This window comes from Vibrio lentus, from assembly GCF_030409755.1.
Taxonomy (GTDB): domain Bacteria; phylum Pseudomonadota; class Gammaproteobacteria; order Enterobacterales; family Vibrionaceae; genus Vibrio; species Vibrio lentus.
Map to the genome: position 1 here is coordinate 1659655 of NZ_JAUFQE010000001.1, position 16337 is coordinate 1675991.

17 protein-coding genes are annotated in these 16337 nt (G+C 44.7%); 11 read left to right on the forward strand and 6 right to left on the reverse strand.

The genetic code is table 11. The features are described from left to right. The first annotated feature begins 249 nt into the window (after positions 1-249). From QWZ07_RS06995 to phnE (QWZ07_RS07015), 5 genes are all read left to right on the forward strand, one after another. Positions 250-1470 carry a glycerophosphodiester phosphodiesterase family protein gene (locus QWZ07_RS06995; protein WP_192854117.1) on the forward strand — a complete coding sequence of 407 codons (1221 nt, stop codon included), beginning with the start codon at positions 250-252 and terminating at the stop codon, positions 1468-1470. Positions 1471-1768: 298 nt separating this feature from the next. Further along, positions 1769-2809, forward strand: a complete 1041-nt coding sequence (gene phnD / locus QWZ07_RS07000) for a phosphate/phosphite/phosphonate ABC transporter substrate-binding protein (protein ID WP_192854118.1) — start codon at positions 1769-1771, stop codon at positions 2807-2809. Between the two features lie 126 nt (positions 2810-2935). Beyond that, positions 2936-3706 (forward strand): phosphonate ABC transporter ATP-binding protein, encoded by a 771-nt coding sequence (phnC, locus tag QWZ07_RS07005; protein WP_048663776.1) that lies wholly within the window; start codon positions 2936-2938, stop codon positions 3704-3706. After that, positions 3694-4518, forward strand: coding sequence for a phosphonate ABC transporter, permease protein PhnE (phnE, locus tag QWZ07_RS07010; protein WP_192854119.1), 825 nt, complete (start codon positions 3694-3696; stop codon positions 4516-4518). The genes phnC and phnE (QWZ07_RS07010) overlap by 13 nt, the downstream gene beginning before the upstream one ends. Further along, positions 4518-5321, forward strand: coding sequence for a phosphonate ABC transporter, permease protein PhnE (phnE, locus tag QWZ07_RS07015; protein WP_192854120.1), 804 nt, complete (start codon positions 4518-4520; stop codon positions 5319-5321). The genes phnE (QWZ07_RS07010) and phnE (QWZ07_RS07015) overlap by 1 nt, the downstream gene beginning before the upstream one ends. 129 nt (positions 5322-5450) lie before the next feature. Here phnE (QWZ07_RS07015) and QWZ07_RS07020 read toward each other — a convergent pair whose 3' ends face one another. After that, complete coding sequence (locus tag QWZ07_RS07020; RefSeq protein WP_192854121.1) at positions 5451-5606, reverse strand: DUF3012 domain-containing protein; 156 nt, start codon at positions 5604-5606, stop codon at positions 5451-5453. 228 nt (positions 5607-5834) lie between these two features. Then, positions 5835-6191: a ribosome hibernation-promoting factor, HPF/YfiA family gene (gene hpf, locus QWZ07_RS07025; protein ID WP_017106206.1), complete on the reverse strand. Its 357-nt coding sequence runs from the start codon at positions 6189-6191 to the stop codon at positions 5835-5837. A gap of 418 nt (positions 6192-6609) precedes the next feature. Between hpf and QWZ07_RS07030 the strand changes: the two genes are divergently transcribed. Continuing rightward, entirely contained in the window at positions 6610-7194 is a 585-nt protein-coding gene (locus QWZ07_RS07030) for a hypothetical protein (protein ID WP_192854122.1), read from the forward strand. 96 nt (positions 7195-7290) lie between these two features. Here the strand turns inward: QWZ07_RS07030 and glgC are convergent, their stop codons facing one another. After that, the gene (gene glgC / locus QWZ07_RS07035; RefSeq protein WP_192854123.1) at positions 7291-8514 is read right to left on the reverse strand and encodes a glucose-1-phosphate adenylyltransferase; all 1224 of its coding nucleotides are present in this window, start codon (positions 8512-8514) and stop codon (positions 7291-7293) included. Positions 8515-8916: 402 nt separating this feature from the next. Here glgC and ompW point away from each other — a divergent pair, with 402 nt between their 5' ends. Together ompW and QWZ07_RS07045 are read left to right on the forward strand one after the other, a co-directional pair. After that, complete coding sequence (gene ompW / locus QWZ07_RS07040) at positions 8917-9546, forward strand: outer membrane protein OmpW (protein ID WP_048611623.1); 630 nt, start codon at positions 8917-8919, stop codon at positions 9544-9546. A 202-nt stretch (positions 9547-9748) separates the two neighbouring features. After that, on the forward strand, positions 9749-11557 hold the full coding sequence (locus QWZ07_RS07045) for a choice-of-anchor I family protein (RefSeq protein ID WP_192854124.1): 1809 nt from the start codon (positions 9749-9751) through the stop codon (positions 11555-11557). Positions 11558-11666: 109 nt separating this feature from the next. Here QWZ07_RS07045 and QWZ07_RS07050 read toward each other — a convergent pair whose 3' ends face one another. Further along, complete coding sequence (locus QWZ07_RS07050; RefSeq protein ID WP_192854125.1) at positions 11667-12386, reverse strand: SDR family oxidoreductase; 720 nt, start codon at positions 12384-12386, stop codon at positions 11667-11669. Between the two features lie 210 nt (positions 12387-12596). Between QWZ07_RS07050 and QWZ07_RS07055 the strand changes: the two genes are divergently transcribed. Beyond that, positions 12597-13502, forward strand: coding sequence for a LysR family transcriptional regulator (locus tag QWZ07_RS07055; RefSeq protein ID WP_192854126.1), 906 nt, complete (start codon positions 12597-12599; stop codon positions 13500-13502). Between the two features lie 64 nt (positions 13503-13566). On the opposite strand, the gene QWZ07_RS07060 is transcribed toward QWZ07_RS07055, so the two are convergent. Next, positions 13567-13905, reverse strand: coding sequence for a winged helix-turn-helix transcriptional regulator (locus QWZ07_RS07060; protein WP_004733017.1), 339 nt, complete (start codon positions 13903-13905; stop codon positions 13567-13569). 105 nt (positions 13906-14010) lie between these two features. On the opposite strand from QWZ07_RS07060, the gene QWZ07_RS07065 reads away from it, so the two are divergent. Both QWZ07_RS07065 and QWZ07_RS07070 read left to right on the forward strand, forming a co-directional pair. Then, the gene (locus QWZ07_RS07065) at positions 14011-14778 is read left to right on the forward strand and encodes an SDR family NAD(P)-dependent oxidoreductase (protein WP_192854127.1); all 768 of its coding nucleotides are present in this window, start codon (positions 14011-14013) and stop codon (positions 14776-14778) included. 134 nt (positions 14779-14912) lie between these two features. After that, entirely contained in the window at positions 14913-15566 is a 654-nt protein-coding gene (locus QWZ07_RS07070; RefSeq protein ID WP_192854128.1) for a cupin domain-containing protein, read from the forward strand. Positions 15567-15643: 77 nt separating this feature from the next. Here the strand turns inward: QWZ07_RS07070 and QWZ07_RS07075 are convergent, their stop codons facing one another. Beyond that, positions 15644-16282 carry an NAD(P)-dependent oxidoreductase gene (locus QWZ07_RS07075; RefSeq protein WP_192854129.1) on the reverse strand — a complete coding sequence of 213 codons (639 nt, stop codon included), beginning with the start codon at positions 16280-16282 and terminating at the stop codon, positions 15644-15646. Positions 16283-16337 lie beyond the last annotated feature (55 nt).

The window sequence follows — 16337 nt, forward strand, 5'->3', positions numbered from 1 at the left end:
GCACAAGACAACAATGACCCATTTAACTTTTAGTCGAATGGTTAACCGTTTCAAGTAATTGTAATAAAAGGGCTTTAACATTTGGCACAATGCGTGCAATCACTACATTGTGGCATACGTTCACATGAGGTTATTCGGTGCTGAGTCAAAATATATATGACAGCTATCTATCTATGACAGCTATCCAACACCGAATGATCGAATAAAGGAAGTTAGAAAAATAATTGCTTGTTGCAAGGAGATACAAACATGAAGCAAATACTGAAAGGTTCGATTGCTCTGATACTAGGTGTGAGCTCGATGACGGCATGGGCCGCAGCAGAATCAGCCGACTTAGGTCCTCGTCCCCTCTTTTTAGTGAACAATATGGATGAGAGCCCTTTGAAAACCAAGCTGTTGAGTTGCAGTGAAGGACCTTTTCATCGTAGTGATTTTTCTATTGGACATCGCGGAGCTGCGATGCAGTTTCCTGAACACACCAAGGAATCCTACTTAGCAGCGATTCAAATGGGCGCGGGCGTCGTGGAGTGCGATGTGACTTTCACTAAAGATAAGGCGTTGGTATGTCGTCACTCGCAAAGTGATCTGCACACCACAACCGATGTTTTAGCACATCCCGATCTTGCTAAGAAGTGTTCAACACCGTTCACGCCAGCTAACCCAGCGACAGGCGAAGATGCACAGGTTGAGTGTCGTACTTCTGATTTCACGCTAGCGGAGTTTAAGACCCTGAAAGGGAAAATGGATGGTGCGAACCCAAAAGCAACCACGGTCGAAGAGTACATGAATGGCACACCTGGTTGGAGAACCGACCTTTACAGCCAAAGTGGAACACTGATGACACACGCCGAAAGTGCGGCATTGTTTAAAGAGCACGGCGTGAAGGTGACTCCTGAATTGAAATCAGCGGCGGTAGAAATGCCTTTCAATGGCTTTAGCCAAGAGATGTACGCGCAGAAGCTGGTGGATGAGCTGAAAGAGGCGGGCTTTGAGCCTTCGGAGGCTTACCTGCAGTCATTCAACTTGGATGATGTGAAGTATTGGGTTAAGGAGACGCCTAAGTTCGGCAAGCAAGCCGTTTACCTTGACGACCGTGTCTATGAGCAAGCGGACTTTGTTGCGTCTGTGGAGAACATGAAAGAGCTGCACGATGCGGGTGTGAATATCATCGCGCCACCTCTGTTTGCTTTGGTTGAGCTAGGCGAGAACAACGAATTGGTTGCGTCTAACTACGCGAAACTGGCAAAAGATGCTGATCTTGAGATTATTGCATGGACACTTGAGCGTTCAGGCCCGCTAGCGCAAGGCGGCGGTTGGTATTACCAAAGCGTGAAAGATGGTATCAACAATGATGGCGACATGATGAAAATGCTTGATGTACTGGCGCAAGATGTCGGTGTTATGGGCGTATTCAGCGATTGGCCTGCAACGGTAACTTACTACGCTAACTGCATGGACAGCGACGCTTAGGCTGTTGTGGTCTCGCTTTACATAGCAATTATAGCGTTTGTATAGAGAGCACTTAGCCAAAGAATAATAAGAGAAAAAGCAGTGAACCAAAGAGCCTTCGGGCTCTTTTTTTACCACTGAAATTGGTGGGACAGAAATGACCCAAATAGAGACTTCTCGGTTGGACAGTAATGACACAAAAGTAATTTTCCAATTTAGGGCTTCCTTTAAGCTATTGAAATTAAATAAATTAAAAGGTGGCACAAAGGCTGCAATAGCGAAGGTGACTTTCAACAATAAGTAAAAGTAAGGTTTGAATATGAAAATCAGTGTTAAAGGACTGTTAATCGCTAGCTCATTACTACTTTCTTCAATGGCTATGGCAAGCGACTGCTCTAGTCGTGGTGTGTTAGACGATCGATACTGTGATGAAAACCAAGATTTGGTCGCCGATTCACCAAAGAACCCAGACGAGTGGAATGACCCAAGTACGCTTGTGTTTACTTACACTCCGGTAGAAGACCCTGCGTTATACAAAGATGCGTTTGCAGATTTCCAAGCTCACCTAAGTAAAATCACGGGTAAACGAGTGATTTACTACACAGTTCACTCGAACTCTGCGCAAGTAGAAGCGATGCGTTCTGGTCGACTGCACGTTGCAGGTTTCTCTACGGGCCCAACAGGCTACGCAGTTAATTTAGCAGGTTACGTTCCAATTGCGGTGAAGGGCGATGAGTCTGGTTTTCAAGGCTACAACCTAATCACAATTGTGCGTAAAGACAGCGGCATTAACAAAATGTCTGATCTGAAAGGTAAAAAGGTTGCACACACTTCTGCATCTTCCAACTCTGGCAACCTAGCTCCACGTGCGTTATTCCCAGCGAAAGGCCTAGTGCCAGATGAAGATTACAAAGTGCTTTACTCAGGTAAGCATGACCAATCGATTCTAGGCGTCTTCAATGGAGATTATGACGCAGCACCTGTGGCATCGGACGTTTATGACCGCATGGTCGCAGCAGGTCGTGTTGACGATTCTGAACTGAAGATCATCTACCGTAGCCCACGCTTCCCAACGTCTGCATTTGGGTATGCTTACAACCTAAAACCAGAACTGGTTGAGAAGATCAACGAAGCTTTCTTTAGCTACCGCTTTACACCAGAGATGAGCGCATCATTCAAAGGTGCCGACCGTTTCTCGCCAATCAGCTACAAAGAAGAGTGGGATGTGATTCGTGATATTGCTCATGCGACAGGTACGGCTTACACCAAAACTGGCCTTAAGAAGTTAGCTGAAAAAGATGCGGCTAAACGTGCAAAGAAAAAAGCCGCTGAGCTAGCAAAACAAGCAAACAACGGCTAACTCTTTTTCTATTAGAAGACTAAGTTTTCGAAAGACTTAGTTCTTTAAATACTTACCTTAACTAAAAATCTATGCCCTCGCGGGTAGGGCATAGATCATTCTAAAATTCGCACAAGGAAATGCAGTATGGCCGTAGCAAGCTATGAAGGAATAAAGATAAACAACCTTTTCCACGAATATGTGGCAGGCAAGCCAATCCTTAAAGGCATTAATATTGATATCGATGAGCCAGGCATCATCGCGATCATTGGTCCATCTGGTACCGGTAAAAGTACGCTTCTGCGCTGTATCAACCGCCTCAACGATCCAAGCCAAGGCGAAATCATTTTTGATGGCGCAGACCTGACTCAATTAAAAGGCCAAGCGCTACGTAAACAGCGTCGACACATCGGCATGGTGTTTCAAGAATATAACCTCGTGGAACGTTTAACGGTTATCGAGAACGTGTTGAGTGGCCGTTTAGGCTACATGACGGCTTGGAATGCGTGGCGTCGTAACTATTCTCCACAAGATTTAGCAAAAGCGTTCGAGTTACTTGAATTTGTTGGCCTACAAGACTTTGCTAACCAACGTGCCGACAGTTTGTCAGGTGGCCAAAGACAGCGTGTCGGTATCGCTCGCGCCGTTATGCAAGACCCATATATCTTATTGGCGGATGAACCAACGTCATCACTCGACCCAAAAACCGCGGTTGAGATCATGGAGTTGATGGAGACATTCGCAGAACAGAAAAACATTCCCGTGTTGGTGAATATCCATGATGTGAACTTGGCCAAGCGTTATGCCAAGCGCATCATCGGCATGTGTAATGGCAAGGTGCATTACGATGGCAGCCCTGAAGGTATTTCAGAAGAAGACCTAAAAATCATTTATGGGGGTGAGTCATGGCTGGATTAAATCCAAGCTCGTCGCCAAGCGTTTCATCAAGCACATCGCCAGCGAAGTACGAAAATCCGTTCAAAACCTCATGGACTAACCGTGCCATTATCGCTGCAATCATTGGCTACTTGTTTTACAGCTTTGCGACGTTAGGGCTGACCTTTGATCGTTTGGTCATCGGTTTTGGTGAAAGTGAGCGGTTACTATCAAGAATGTTTCCGCCAGATTTTTCGCGTACTAATTTACTGCTAAGTGGCTTAGCGGAGAGCTTACAGATAGCGATCATTTCGAGTTTCTTCGGCATCGTCATCTCACTGTTTATTGGCTTACTTGCTGCAAGAAACATGATGCCTTCGATTGTATCGACACCAATTCGTGGCTTTATCGCATTGTGTCGTTCTTTCCACCCAGTGATCATCGCAATCCTATTTGTGAAAGCGGTGGGCTTTGGAGCTCTGGCGGGGATCCTGACTTTGGTATTTGCATCCATTGGTTTCATCGCCAAGTTGTTTGCAGAAGCGATTGAAGAGATCTCTTTTAAACCGGTTGAAGCGATTAAAGCGACGGGGGCGAGCTTTGTCAGCGTCATCCTGTACGCGGTGATGCCTCAGGTATTTACTCGTTTCATAGGCTTTGCAAGCTACCAATTGGACTCAAACTTACGTAACTCAACCATGGTTGGCATCGTGGGTGCGGGTGGTCTTGGCGGTACGCTTTTCTCGGCATTCCAACGTTTTGATTACGACTTCGTTGCCGCTATTTTGATCACCATCATCGCACTGATTCTTGTCGGTGAATTTCTTTCCAATATTGTTAGGAGAATCTTCTAATGACAACTGCATCTATCGATAGAGAGTGGCAGCGCTTTACACCCAACGAACGCGTGGCTCGATTTGCTGTTTACCTGAGCTTAGTGTGTGCGATTGTTTGGTCTTGGCAAACCGTTGAAGTGATTCCTGAGTTTCTATACGACGCACCAGCCCAGTTTGCTGACATGTTCGAACGAATGGTACCAATGGACTACGCGTTCTATCCTGAGTCGATTCACGCAGCGATGATTGAGACACTGCACATCGCGACGTTAGGTACCTTGTTTACCTTGGTATTTGCTATCCCTTTGGCGCTGATGAACGCGCCAAATATCACTCCGAATAAAGCCTTGAACTGGATTGCTCAATTCTTTCTCGTGTCTTCACGTTCTGTGAACTCATTGGTTTGGGCATTGCTGTTCATCGCACTTTTTGGCCCCGGTGTTCTCGCAGGCATCATGGCGATTGCCATTCGTAGTATCGGCTTTGTAGGGAAGCTGTTAGCGGAAGCAATTGCCGAAGTGAACATGGGGCCTATTGAAGCTTTACGCGCGACAGGCGCTTCTTGGATGAGCGTTTTACTTAAAGGTTATTGGCCACAAGTGATGCCAGCGTTCTATTCCATCGTGTTATTCCGTTGGGACATCAATGTACGTGAATCTGCGGTACTGGGTTTGGTGGGTGCTGGTGGTATTGGCGTGGTGCTAAACGATGCGCAGAACCTTTTTGAATGGCAAAAAGTTTCGATGGTATTAGTGAGTATCTTCGCAGTGGTTATCGTTGCAGAAGCGGTGGTGATCCAAATCCGTAATAAACTCATATAGACAATATGTTGTGTGAAAGTTCAGAGCTTATCTAGCATTTTGAAGCTCAAACGACCCTAGGTACTTCGGTCTACCTAGCGGTCGTTTTTTTATCTATAAAGACAATTGGTTGGAGTGGTGAGTGCTTTTTTAGAAAATACAATGCTTGGCAAAATCACCGGCTTCATTAGCGGTCCAGTCACCTTTAGGCTTCTCTTTCATATCCGCACACCAAGCTTCACTGCCAACTTCGGTACAAGCCATTAACTGAGTGGCTAGGAAAAGTATCAACGTGACTTTCTTCATAACAAATATTCCGTTTTGGTCTAGATTTCGGATAACTCTACCAAATACTATCCGTGATTGTTATAGCAACCAGATACTTAAGGGATTTAAAGAAGACATGAGTGTGAGCCGAATCTGAGGTTTGATAGCGAGAGGATTGCTCCGTCTAAAGATCGAAAAAGCCAGCAACATGTGCTGGCTTTGCAATTCTTGTGCGCTGCTATTCGTTAGCGCGCTTCTACTGTGGAGTTATACCAACTTCATCTCTTGGATGATATCTGAAGCGATTTCTGGCTTCGTGCTGGTTGGCTTCTCGTGTAGATCCGATTTCAACTGTCCCTTACGGTTACTTAGGCCTGCTTCAAGTTTCTTAAGCGCTGCAGCGATAGCTGGGTACATAACATCGTCTGTAGATTTTGCTGTTACTCGTACACCTTCGTAGTTTGTGAATACTTCAACCTGATGTTGACCGTGTTCTTTAGTAATGATGATGTCGCAGCTAATCAGTGATGGGAAATGGTTAGATATCTTCTCGAATTTACCTTCGATGTCTTTGCGTGACTCGTCGTTAATTGATACATGATGTGTTTGAACATTTATTTTCATAAATCATACCTTTCCAATGACTGTGTCATTTAAACGTAGCAAACATCGCATAGATTAACCAACTGAGAATTAGCACATGTGTGATTCACTTCAGTGTTATCAAATATTCTCTTGTTACTCCCTTGAAAGTCCGATGAACTGATCGCATATTATGTTTCGTGAATTTCAAACGTGTTTAAAAAAACCTCATTCTCGAAATATTGCTCCAGTTGACTTCGCTCACTTAGATTTTATCGCCTTAATCAAGCTGCACCTCAATGACTTATTCTAGTCTTAAATTTATAAATCGCCTGTTATTCCCCACAAATTCCAATCTTTACCTCGTTATCACAATTACTGATATAAAGAACAATGACTGATTGAGATACGGTCTAGTACGGGATACTCTAACAGCTATATTCTATTTGGATCCGTTATCATGAAAATGCCTGTTAAATTCGCTGCAATTGCAGCTTCCCTTTCTTTTGCTTTTAATGCCTTTGCAGCCCCTGTTGAATTTCAGAAGATCCCTGAGATCATGCAGCAATTTGAAACTGCGGAACTGTACGTTAAGAAGTCAGTCACTCTAGGTCGTTTACCAGCAGAGTCTGAGATTGGCATTGATTTCCCTACTTATGTTTCAGACGGTAAGGACGGTTACAGCTTAGAGACAAACAACGTAATGACGGGCGATGTGGTTATCGCAAGCATGCCGAAAGCGATTGTTGATGATGTTTTCAACCAATGGCTAGTACCAAAAGAGACGTGGATCAGCAGCTATGGTTCATTGCCAACCTCGACCACTGAATTTGAGCCGTTTAAGCGCATTAAAACTATCAAAGCCATTAAGATTGATGCAGAAATGCTTGAGCTGTTAGGTAGTGAAGATGGCAACACGGCGATGATCAAAGTGAGCTGGGATGAGAAGGGGATGAAGGTTTATAAGGATGGTTACTTAGCGGATTATGAGTACGGGATTGCCCCACATGAGATGCAAGAAAACTACGAATTAGCACCTAAGTAGTTCGATTCAATTTAGGAAAGCGCCCTGTTTTTATGGGGCGCTTTTTTGTAGGTAAAGGGGTTGTTACTGAAGAATATTGAGTGACCAGTATTAGAGTTAAGACTCATTAAACTCGTAAGAAGACGGCACCACAATCACGCCTTGTTTTGATATGTGGAAGCGTTTCGCATCAGCAAGGCTATCGACACCGATCTGGGTTCCATCTGGCACCTTAACGTTCTTATCGATGATGCAGTTCTGAATATGGCAGTGTCGCCCAATCTCAACGTCCTCAAACAGAATACTATCAATCACAATCGCGGCATTGCTGACTTTTACCTTAGGGAAGAAGATAGAGTTTTGCGCTGAACCACCTTCAATCACCACCCCATTCGCGATCATCGAGTTGATGAATATCCCTTGGTTTCCTTCTACCGAAGCGATGGTTCGTGCTGGCGGAAGTTGCGGATCATAGGTGCGAATCGCCCAATCCGGTTGGTATAAATCAATAGGCGAGGCTGGTTTCAACAAGTCCATATTCGATTGGTAATATGAGTCGATTGTACCCACATCTCTCCAGTAAGCATCTTGTGTTACGCGTCCTTCTTCATCACCAAACTTATGTGCGTAAACGCTGTTGTTGCCGACCAACTTGGGAATAATGTCTTTACCAAAATCGTGGCTTGAGTCTGGATCTTCTGCGTCTGCCAATAATGCCAGTGTCAGTACTTCCTTATCAAAGATGTAAATCCCCATTGAAGCCATGCTTCGAGTGGGCCTACCGGGTACGCACGCAGGGTAACGAGGCTTCTCGGTAAAGTTATTGATCTGCAGAGTTTCGTCTATCTCCATCACACCAAATTCTTTGGCTTCATCAATCGAAACCTCCATGCACGCTACCGTTAAATCGGCTTCATTCTGCTTGTGTTGCTTGAGCATTGGGGCGTAATCCATGCGATAGATATGGTCGCCAGACAACACCACCACATGTTTAGCTTCACTGCGAGACAGTAAATACAAGTTTTGATAAATCGCATCAGCCGTCCCGCTGTACCAGCTATCACCCGTTCGCATTTGTGGGGGAACATTGGTGATGTATTCGCCGAGCTCGGGGTTAAGCACTGACCAACCATCCCTTAAATGTTTTTGCAAAGAGTGCGACTTGTACTGAGTCAGCACCAAAATTTGGCGAAGCCCAGAATGTAGGCAGTTCGCGAGTGTGAAATCGATTATTCGATATTTGCCACCAAAGGGTACCGCAGGTTTTGCACGGTTATCGGTGAGGGGAGAAAGCCGAGAGCCAACACCGCCGGCCAGAACGATTGTTAGAGTGTCTTGCATAGTCAGAACCTCAATGTATTTATGATTATGAACAGAGACTTGCAAGCACTAAGCCAAATGTAACTCATTGAATATTAAACGAGGAGAGGGTGATTATTGTGGGAATGCACCAAATTGATGCGTACGGGATATTGGCTTGCTCTATTTTGATCCAAAGAGATCGGTTCAAAGTGGAGGGGTTGTTCTTAACAAAATGACGCACGGAAAAGTTGCATTACAAAACTGTCAATAAAATGAAGGAATAAAGTGATCAGGTCGATATAAATTTACATAAACAATCACAACTTTTCACAAATTGATTTCCATCAATAAAGTAGGGTTATTCTATGCTACCTTGCACGCAAAATAAGAAATGATTACTCATTCACCAATAAAGAATTAAGCCCTCAAAAGGAAATTATAATGAAAAAAACAGTATGTGGTATTGCGGTTATTGCGGCTCTTATGTCAACCAATGTTCTTGCTCATAAAGAAGGTGATTTCATCATCCGTGCAGGTGCAGCAACGGTATCTCCAAACGAAAGCAGTGGCCCTGTTGCTGGTAGTTCAAGCACTAAGTTCTCTTTAGATTCGAATACACAGCTTGGCTTAACATTTGGTTATATGTTTACAGATAACATCAGCTTTGAAGTATTAGCTGCAACCCCATTTTCTCACAATATTTCTGCGACTGGTCTTGGTGAAATAGCTGATACCAAACATTTACCACCAACGTTTATGGTTCAGTATTACTTTGGCACCGCAGAGAGTGACTTCCGTCCTTATGTAGGCGGCGGCATAAACTACACGGTATTCTTTGACGAAGGTTCGAAGATCGATGGATTGAGCGATGTATCACTTGATGACTCTTGGGGCTTGGCGGCTAACATCGGTATGGATTACATGATCAACGACGATTGGTTCTTGAATGCGTCAGTTTGGTATATAGATATTGATACGACGGCTAAATATAATTTGGGCGGTACTGATTACTCTACAGACGTTGATATTGACCCATGGGTATTCATGATTGGTGGTGGTTACAACTTCTAATCTCCCTATTCAGTTTACTAAAGGCGCTCAAGCACCAGCCAGTTTGGGCGCTTTTTTTTGCTTGCTTGTTAATGAATTACTTAATCTAACTTACTGTTGTTATGGGTAAAGCAAACTGATTGTCGTCATTTATTGTTAATAAAAGAGAAAGATAACTGTCATAACAGCCCTCTATGATCGCGGTTCTAATTATGGAGGATATATGAATCGTAAATTTAATAAGCTGACTTTATTACTGCCTATCGCGGTAAGCTCTGCTCTGGCTGGATGCTCTCAGTCAACTTCAACGACTGCAGCATCATCTCAAACATCGCTTGATGCTTTTAGCCTTCAATGCCAATCCATCCAACAACCGAACAAAACAGATGCTGCTGTGACCGGGATTAGTCTGGTTGGTCGTGCTATTGCTGACGCCCCGTTTGATACTTCTGCAGCCGAAATCGTCAGCTACGATTCATGTACCGATAAGCTTTATGTGGTAAACGCTCAAGCACAGAAAGTTGATGTGCTATCGATGGACGCTGACAGCGCCCCAACATCTGAAGGCTCTATCGATCTTCAATCAGCAGCCGCAGCTTCTGGTATTGATATCGGTGCAGCAAACAGTGTGTCTACTCATCAAGGCCTGGTTGCGGTCGCGATTGAAAACGCCGACAAACAACAAAACGGCATTATTGCGCTGTATCGCTCAGACACACTAGAGCTGATCACCACTTACACTGCTGGTGCATTGCCAGACATGGTGAGCTTTTCGAAAGACGGCCGTTACATAGCATCAGCAAACGAAGGCGAGCCGAATTCGGATTACAGCATTGATCCTGAAGGCTCAGTCACACTGGTTGATTTAACCAACGGTCCTCTGCACGCGAAAGTGACTCAAATTGATTTTAAGGCATTCAATCAAGGGCAGTCTCGCCATGCAGAGCTAACCGACAAGGTTCGAATCTCGGCGCCTAATGCAACCGTTGCTCAAGATCTAGAACCTGAATATCTGACGTTTGCTGATAACGGAAAACTCTACGTAGCCCTTCAAGAGAATAATGCATTAGCAGCGATTGACGTGGCGAGTGCAGAAGTGGATGCGATTCTGGGACTAGGCGGCAAACCTTGGGATACCACTCAGTTGGATGCGTCAAACAAAGACAAAAACATCGGTAACCTACAAAGTTACGCAATGCTAGAAGGCCTTTATATGCCAGATAGCATTACCAGTTACAGTGTTGATGGCAACACTTACATCGTGACGGCGAATGAAGGTGACGGCCGTGAGTATGGCATCAAGACCACACAAGAAATGTGTGACGAGAAAGGTTTTGAGTGGGATGGTGATGACTATAAAGGCACTGAAAACTACACAACAGAAAAAGACTTTTGTATCGCTTATGTCGATGAAGTGCGCGGCAAGAAGTTAGACGTTGATGCTAACCACCCATTGGCAGGCGCACTCAAAGACAATAATCAATTGGCTCGCCTTAAGGTGATTAAGCCACAAGGGACACTTGCCGCCGACCAAAAGGTTCAAGCATTTGGTAGTCGCTCTTTCTCTATCTGGAATGAGTCAGGTGAGCTAGTGTTTGATAGCGGTGATGATTTTGCTCGAATCGTTCTTGAGCAAGATCCTGCAAACTTCAACAGCACCAACGATAACAACCAAAGTGGTGATGATCGCAGTGATGATAAAGGGGTTGAGCCTGAAGCCATTGAAGTGGCTGAGATCAATGGCAAGCAGTATGCCTTTATTGGACTTGAGCGCCAAGGTGGCATCATGGTTTACGACGTAACGCAGCCTAAGAGTGCAAGTTTCATCAGCTATCTAAACAACCGCGATTTTACACAACCAGTGTGCACCAAGGTTGATGAAGATGGTGATTGCGACAACGATACGTACAACTCGAAAGCGGGTGACCTAGGCCCAGAGTCAATCAAGTATTTCACTCGTTCTGGCAACCACTTTATTGCGGTTGGCAACGAAGTGAGTGGCAGCACGTCAGTTTACCGCGTTGAATTTTAATCACGGTTACTGCTTGTAGCTAGACTCAATAAAAACAAAAGCGCCATTACTGAATAAGTAGTGGCGCTTTCTATTTATGCATCACAAAGGTATGCGTGATAATTAACTTCTATGGCTGTTGCTTAGTTGGTGCTAGAGCAATCTCACGGATACATACGTTCTGTGGTTGTTGGTAAGCGAATGATACAGCGCGAGCGATATCGTCAGCTGCCAATACGCCGCCCATGCCTTCTTTCCAAGAGTCGTAACCGTCTTTGATTTCTTGAGATGTTGTGTGAGACAGAAGTTCAGTTTCTACAGCACCCGGTGCGATAGTGGTAACACGAACGTTTGAAGCCGCCACTTCTTCACGAACATTTTCAGAGATAGCGTGTACCGCGAATTTAGTACCACAGTAAGCTGCGTGGCTTGGGAATGTTTTCTTACCCGCGATAGAGCTGATGTTGATGATAGTACCCGTGTTGCGTTCCATCATCGGAGCAAGTACAGACTGCATGCCGTTTAGAAGACCAATCACGTTCACGTCGAACATTGTCTTCCACTCTTGAGCATCTTGAGTATCGATTTGACCAAGAAGCATTGCACCAGCGTTGTTGATAAGCGCATCTACAGGGCCAAATTTCTCTTCACCTTGTGCGATTGCTGCATCAAAAGACGCTTTGTCTGTTACGTCTACTTTCACAGATAGAGAGTTTGGTAGGTTAAGCGCTTCAAGGCGGTCAACACGACGAGCTAAAAGTAACAGAGGGTGGCCTTCATCGCTTAGACGACGAGCGATTGCTTCACCAATACCAGAGCTTGCACCTGTAATTACGATTAGTTTTTTCATTTTATTTCCTCTGTACTTTTATTGCGTCGGTTGGCTACGACGTATTGTTTAAGTGCATTCGAATCAAGTGCTTGTTGCCTTGCTTCGTTGCGATGGAGGTATATTAAGGAAAATAGCATTGTTGATATATAGCGCTTTACTTGAAACACTATTGCTGTGATGCAACAATAAAAGCGTCTATCCCATAACTTCATTAGTAAGCTGGCGACTATGCTCAATCAAATTAACCTGTCTGATATTCGTTCTTTCGTGCTTATCGCTCGTTTAGGTAACTTTACCAAAGCAGCGGAGGAACTTGATGTGTCGCGCTCCCACGTGTCACGTCAAGTGGGTAGCTTAGAAAAACAGATGGGTGTGACTCTGTTTATTCGTACTACTCGAACCTTAAGACTGACGCATGCAGGGCAAGATCTGTACGCGAGATGTGAACAAGCCTTAGATAATATAGACCAAGCTCTGATTGCTGCTGTGGATGATGTCGAAGAAGTACGTGGCGACATAAAAGTAAACTGTGTTGGCGGTTATCTTGGTGAGGTGATCATCGCGGATTTGGTGAATGAGTTTATGCAGCTCTACCCAGACATCAGTATTAGCCTTGATTTTAGTAGTAACCGAGTTGATTTGATTGAAGATGCGTTTGATATTGCCTTTCGAATGGGAAGCTTAGAAGACGCGGGCTTTATCGCAAGAAAGCTTTTAGACATTGAGATGGGAACACTCGCGAGTTCTGAGTATTTCGCTCGTAAAGGGAAGCCAAATCATCCTAAAGATCTAATCCACCATGACTGCTTAACGGGATCGGTGCGCAAGTGGAGTTTTCAAGCGTTGGACGATACCAAGAAAACAGTCGATGTGCATGTGACGGGCAGGCTGCAATGTAAGAATGGACGAGTGTTGGTACAGGGCGCGAAGTCGGGCAACGGGATTATTCGAGTTCCCACCATCTATTGCTTACAAGAACTCAATGACGGACAACTAGTGCAAGTGTTTGATGAGTGGGTGGTGCCGAAAGTGGACTTTTCAGCGATCTACCATCGAGACCGCTATCAACCAAGCCGAATTCGAACCTTCATTGATTTTGTAAAAGGTCGCTTTGAGCAAATGCCAGTGAGCTAAGTGCTGCTTGTTGCCTTCCTTTTTCTGTCTGCTGTTTTTTGGCAATAGTTGGACTGGCTCGAACTTACATCTCGTCGATTTCGTTTTGTAGGTTTTCCAGCTGGTCTAGAATCAACAAGAACTTCTCACCGAACGGTGTCACTTGGTACTCAACTCTTGGTGGCAGTTCGTTGAACATTTGCTTATCTAAAATCCCGAATTCTACATTTCGCTTCAAACATTCATTCAACACCTTGGTCGATAGCCCTTCGACTGAGCGCACCATTTCACCGGGGCGATTAATGCCATTTGCCAATAATTGGTAAACCGTTAGCGACCATTTACAGCCATAGATGGTTTCTACCATGCGAGCTGAGCGCTCTGGTGCTGATTTTCTTGAAAAAAAGTTTTCCTGATTTTTCATAAAGATGTACCAATAAGTACCTACCTAACCGATTTGTACTTACTATTCATAGTGTTAGTTCAAAGCCTAAGATTACCACGTTCACATGACTTAGGAGATAACAAAATGAACTTCACTAAAAATGGTATTGCAGTCGTAATCGGTGGCACAAGTGGTATGGGCTTTGAAACAGCTAAGCAGTTAGTCGCTCAAAACATCCATGTATTGGTTGTCGGCAATAACCCAACTAAGTTAGATAAAGCGGTGTCAGAACTGCAATCGTTAGGTCACGCTTCAGGCTGGCAAGCTAACCTTTATGATGATGCGAGTGTGGCTAATCTCATTGCGCATCTAGAGTCGCTTGAAGAGGGTATTGGTTACCTTGTTAATGCGGCGGGCTACTTCAACCCTAAAGCGTTTATCGAGCATCAAGAATCTGATTACGAGCAATACATGCAGCTCAATAAAGCAACCTTCTTCATTACTCAAGCGATAAGTAAATTGATGATCAAGAACGGCGGTGGCAGTGTGGTTAACGTTGGCTCTATGTGGGGTAAGCAAGCAATCAAAGCGACGCCATCTTCTGCCTATTCAATGGCTAAAGCTGGCTTGCACGCATTAACACAGCATATGGCAATGGAACTGGCTGAACATAACATTCGTGTGAATGCGGTGTCTCCAGCTGTGGTTAAAACGCCGATTTACGAATCTTTCATTAAACCGGAAGAAGTGGATCAAGCGCTAGAAGGCTTTAATGCGTTCCACCCTATTGGTCGAGTAGGTTCGCCGAAAGACATCGCAAATAGTATCTCTTTCTTACTGTCAGACAGTGCTGATTGGGTAACGGGTGCGATCTGGGATGTTGATGGCGGTGTGATCGCTGGCCGCAATTAATTAGGATTCTTTTAGGTGGCTGTCGCGTAGGAAAAATAGCAGCGAGATGGCCTCCTTGATGAGTATTCGCGTAGAATAAAAGCTAGAAAGATAATAAGAATAATTAAAACGATAACAAGAGTAAGGTCGCCATTATGTTCAACATGGACTTTTCAAAAAAGCTGGTTATTGAAACCGAGTCATTAGATTGGATTGCAAGCCCTGCCAAAGGGGTTTGGCGTAAGCCGCTCGAAAGAGAAGAGAAAGAATCGGGCCACACGACCAGTGTTGTGAAGTACGATCCTGAATCTTCGTTTTCTGAGCACCCGCATCCGCAAGGCGAAGAGATATTCGTATTAGAGGGAGTGTTCTCAGATGAAACTGGAGATTTCCCTGCGGGCACTTATATCCGTAATCCCCCGGGCAGTGGGCATTCTCCATCAAGCAAAGATGGCTGCACGATCTTGGTGAAGCTTAATCAGTTTGATGCGAGAGACTTAACTCAAGTTCGTATCAATACTCTAGAAACGGAATGGCTGCCGGGCATCGGTGGCTTACAAGTGATGCCGCTGCATGGTTTTGAGCACGAAAATGTGGCCTTGGTGAAATGGCCCATTGGTGAGCGCTTTCAGCCACACCGTCATTTTGGTGGTGAAGAGATCTTTGTGTTGTCAGGCACTTTTAAAGATGAACATGGCGAGTATCCAAAACATACTTGGATGCGTAGCCCTCATATGAGCGAGCATTTCCCTTATGTGGAAGAAGAGACGGTTATCCTAGTGAAAACGGGTCACTTGCCGTTGGATTAAAGGAATGCTCAATATAAAGATGAGAAAGCCGCATTGTTGTGAACAAGCGGCTTTTTTAGTTTTTACATATGAATTGATTAGTAAGCGACACCAATACGTTGACGTGGGAACTTACCAGCTTCGAGCTCATCAATCATCGCGATAGCGTAGTCGCTGACTGATATTTTGCTGTTGCCATCTTCGTCGGTGAGCAGTTGATCACCACCTGTGCGGTAGGTTGATAGCTTATCGCCCGGGAAAATTTCTGCCGCTGGGCTAATGAACGTCCAGTTAACCTCGCTGTTCGATTGCTTGAACACTTCAAGAGCTTCACCCTGTGCTAGTGCTTCGTTTTTGTAATCTGCTGGGAAGTCCGGAACGGTCACTAACGGTACGTTTGGCGCCACTTCTAATGAACCTGCACCGCCAACCCAAAGTAGGCGCTCGATACCAATGCTTGGCAGTGTCTCAAGCAGCTTAGTTGCTGTGCTTTTTACGATGTCGTGATTACCCAAAGCACGTCCGCCAATCGAAGTGATTACTGCATCAACGCCGGATAGTGCGCTTGCTAGATTTGCGGTTTCATCTTGTAAATCAAATGAACGAACCTCAACATTGTTCATTTCTACACGGCTTGCATCTCTTACGACAGCAACCACGTCGTGACCACGAGATTGAGCTTCTTGAGCAATGTGATTACCAATCCAACCTGATGCGCCTAATACTGCAATTTTCATAATGTCTCTCCAATTATCTAATTTATTGAGTCGTTTTCCCGACAGCCATTGCAGT

Excerpts from the sequence above, each read along its gene's own strand:
- QWZ07_RS06995 (WP_192854117.1), top strand. The coding sequence starts at position 250 with ATGAAGCAAATACTGAAAGGTTCGATTGCTCTGATACTAGGTGTGAGC.
- phnD (WP_192854118.1), top strand. The coding sequence starts at position 1,769 with ATGAAAATCAGTGTTAAAGGACTGTTAATCGCTAGCTCATTACTACTT.
- phnC (WP_048663776.1), top strand. The coding sequence starts at position 2,936 with ATGGCCGTAGCAAGCTATGAAGGAATAAAGATAAACAACCTTTTCCAC.
- phnE (WP_192854119.1), top strand. The coding sequence starts at position 3,694 with ATGGCTGGATTAAATCCAAGCTCGTCGCCAAGCGTTTCATCAAGCACA.
- phnE (WP_192854120.1), top strand. The coding sequence starts at position 4,518 with ATGACAACTGCATCTATCGATAGAGAGTGGCAGCGCTTTACACCCAAC.
- QWZ07_RS07020 (WP_192854121.1), bottom strand. The coding sequence starts at position 5,606 with ATGAAGAAAGTCACGTTGATACTTTTCCTAGCCACTCAGTTAATGGCT.
- hpf (WP_017106206.1), bottom strand. The coding sequence starts at position 6,191 with ATGAAAATAAATGTTCAAACACATCATGTATCAATTAACGACGAGTCA.
- QWZ07_RS07030 (WP_192854122.1), top strand. The coding sequence starts at position 6,610 with ATGAAAATGCCTGTTAAATTCGCTGCAATTGCAGCTTCCCTTTCTTTT.
- glgC (WP_192854123.1), bottom strand. The coding sequence starts at position 8,514 with ATGCAAGACACTCTAACAATCGTTCTGGCCGGCGGTGTTGGCTCTCGG.
- ompW (WP_048611623.1), top strand. The coding sequence starts at position 8,917 with ATGAAAAAAACAGTATGTGGTATTGCGGTTATTGCGGCTCTTATGTCA.
- QWZ07_RS07045 (WP_192854124.1), top strand. The coding sequence starts at position 9,749 with ATGAATCGTAAATTTAATAAGCTGACTTTATTACTGCCTATCGCGGTA.
- QWZ07_RS07050 (WP_192854125.1), bottom strand. The coding sequence starts at position 12,386 with ATGAAAAAACTAATCGTAATTACAGGTGCAAGCTCTGGTATTGGTGAA.
- QWZ07_RS07055 (WP_192854126.1), top strand. The coding sequence starts at position 12,597 with ATGCTCAATCAAATTAACCTGTCTGATATTCGTTCTTTCGTGCTTATC.
- QWZ07_RS07060 (WP_004733017.1), bottom strand. The coding sequence starts at position 13,905 with ATGAAAAATCAGGAAAACTTTTTTTCAAGAAAATCAGCACCAGAGCGC.
- QWZ07_RS07065 (WP_192854127.1), top strand. The coding sequence starts at position 14,011 with ATGAACTTCACTAAAAATGGTATTGCAGTCGTAATCGGTGGCACAAGT.
- QWZ07_RS07070 (WP_192854128.1), top strand. The coding sequence starts at position 14,913 with ATGTTCAACATGGACTTTTCAAAAAAGCTGGTTATTGAAACCGAGTCA.
- QWZ07_RS07075 (WP_192854129.1), bottom strand. The coding sequence starts at position 16,282 with ATGAAAATTGCAGTATTAGGCGCATCAGGTTGGATTGGTAATCACATT.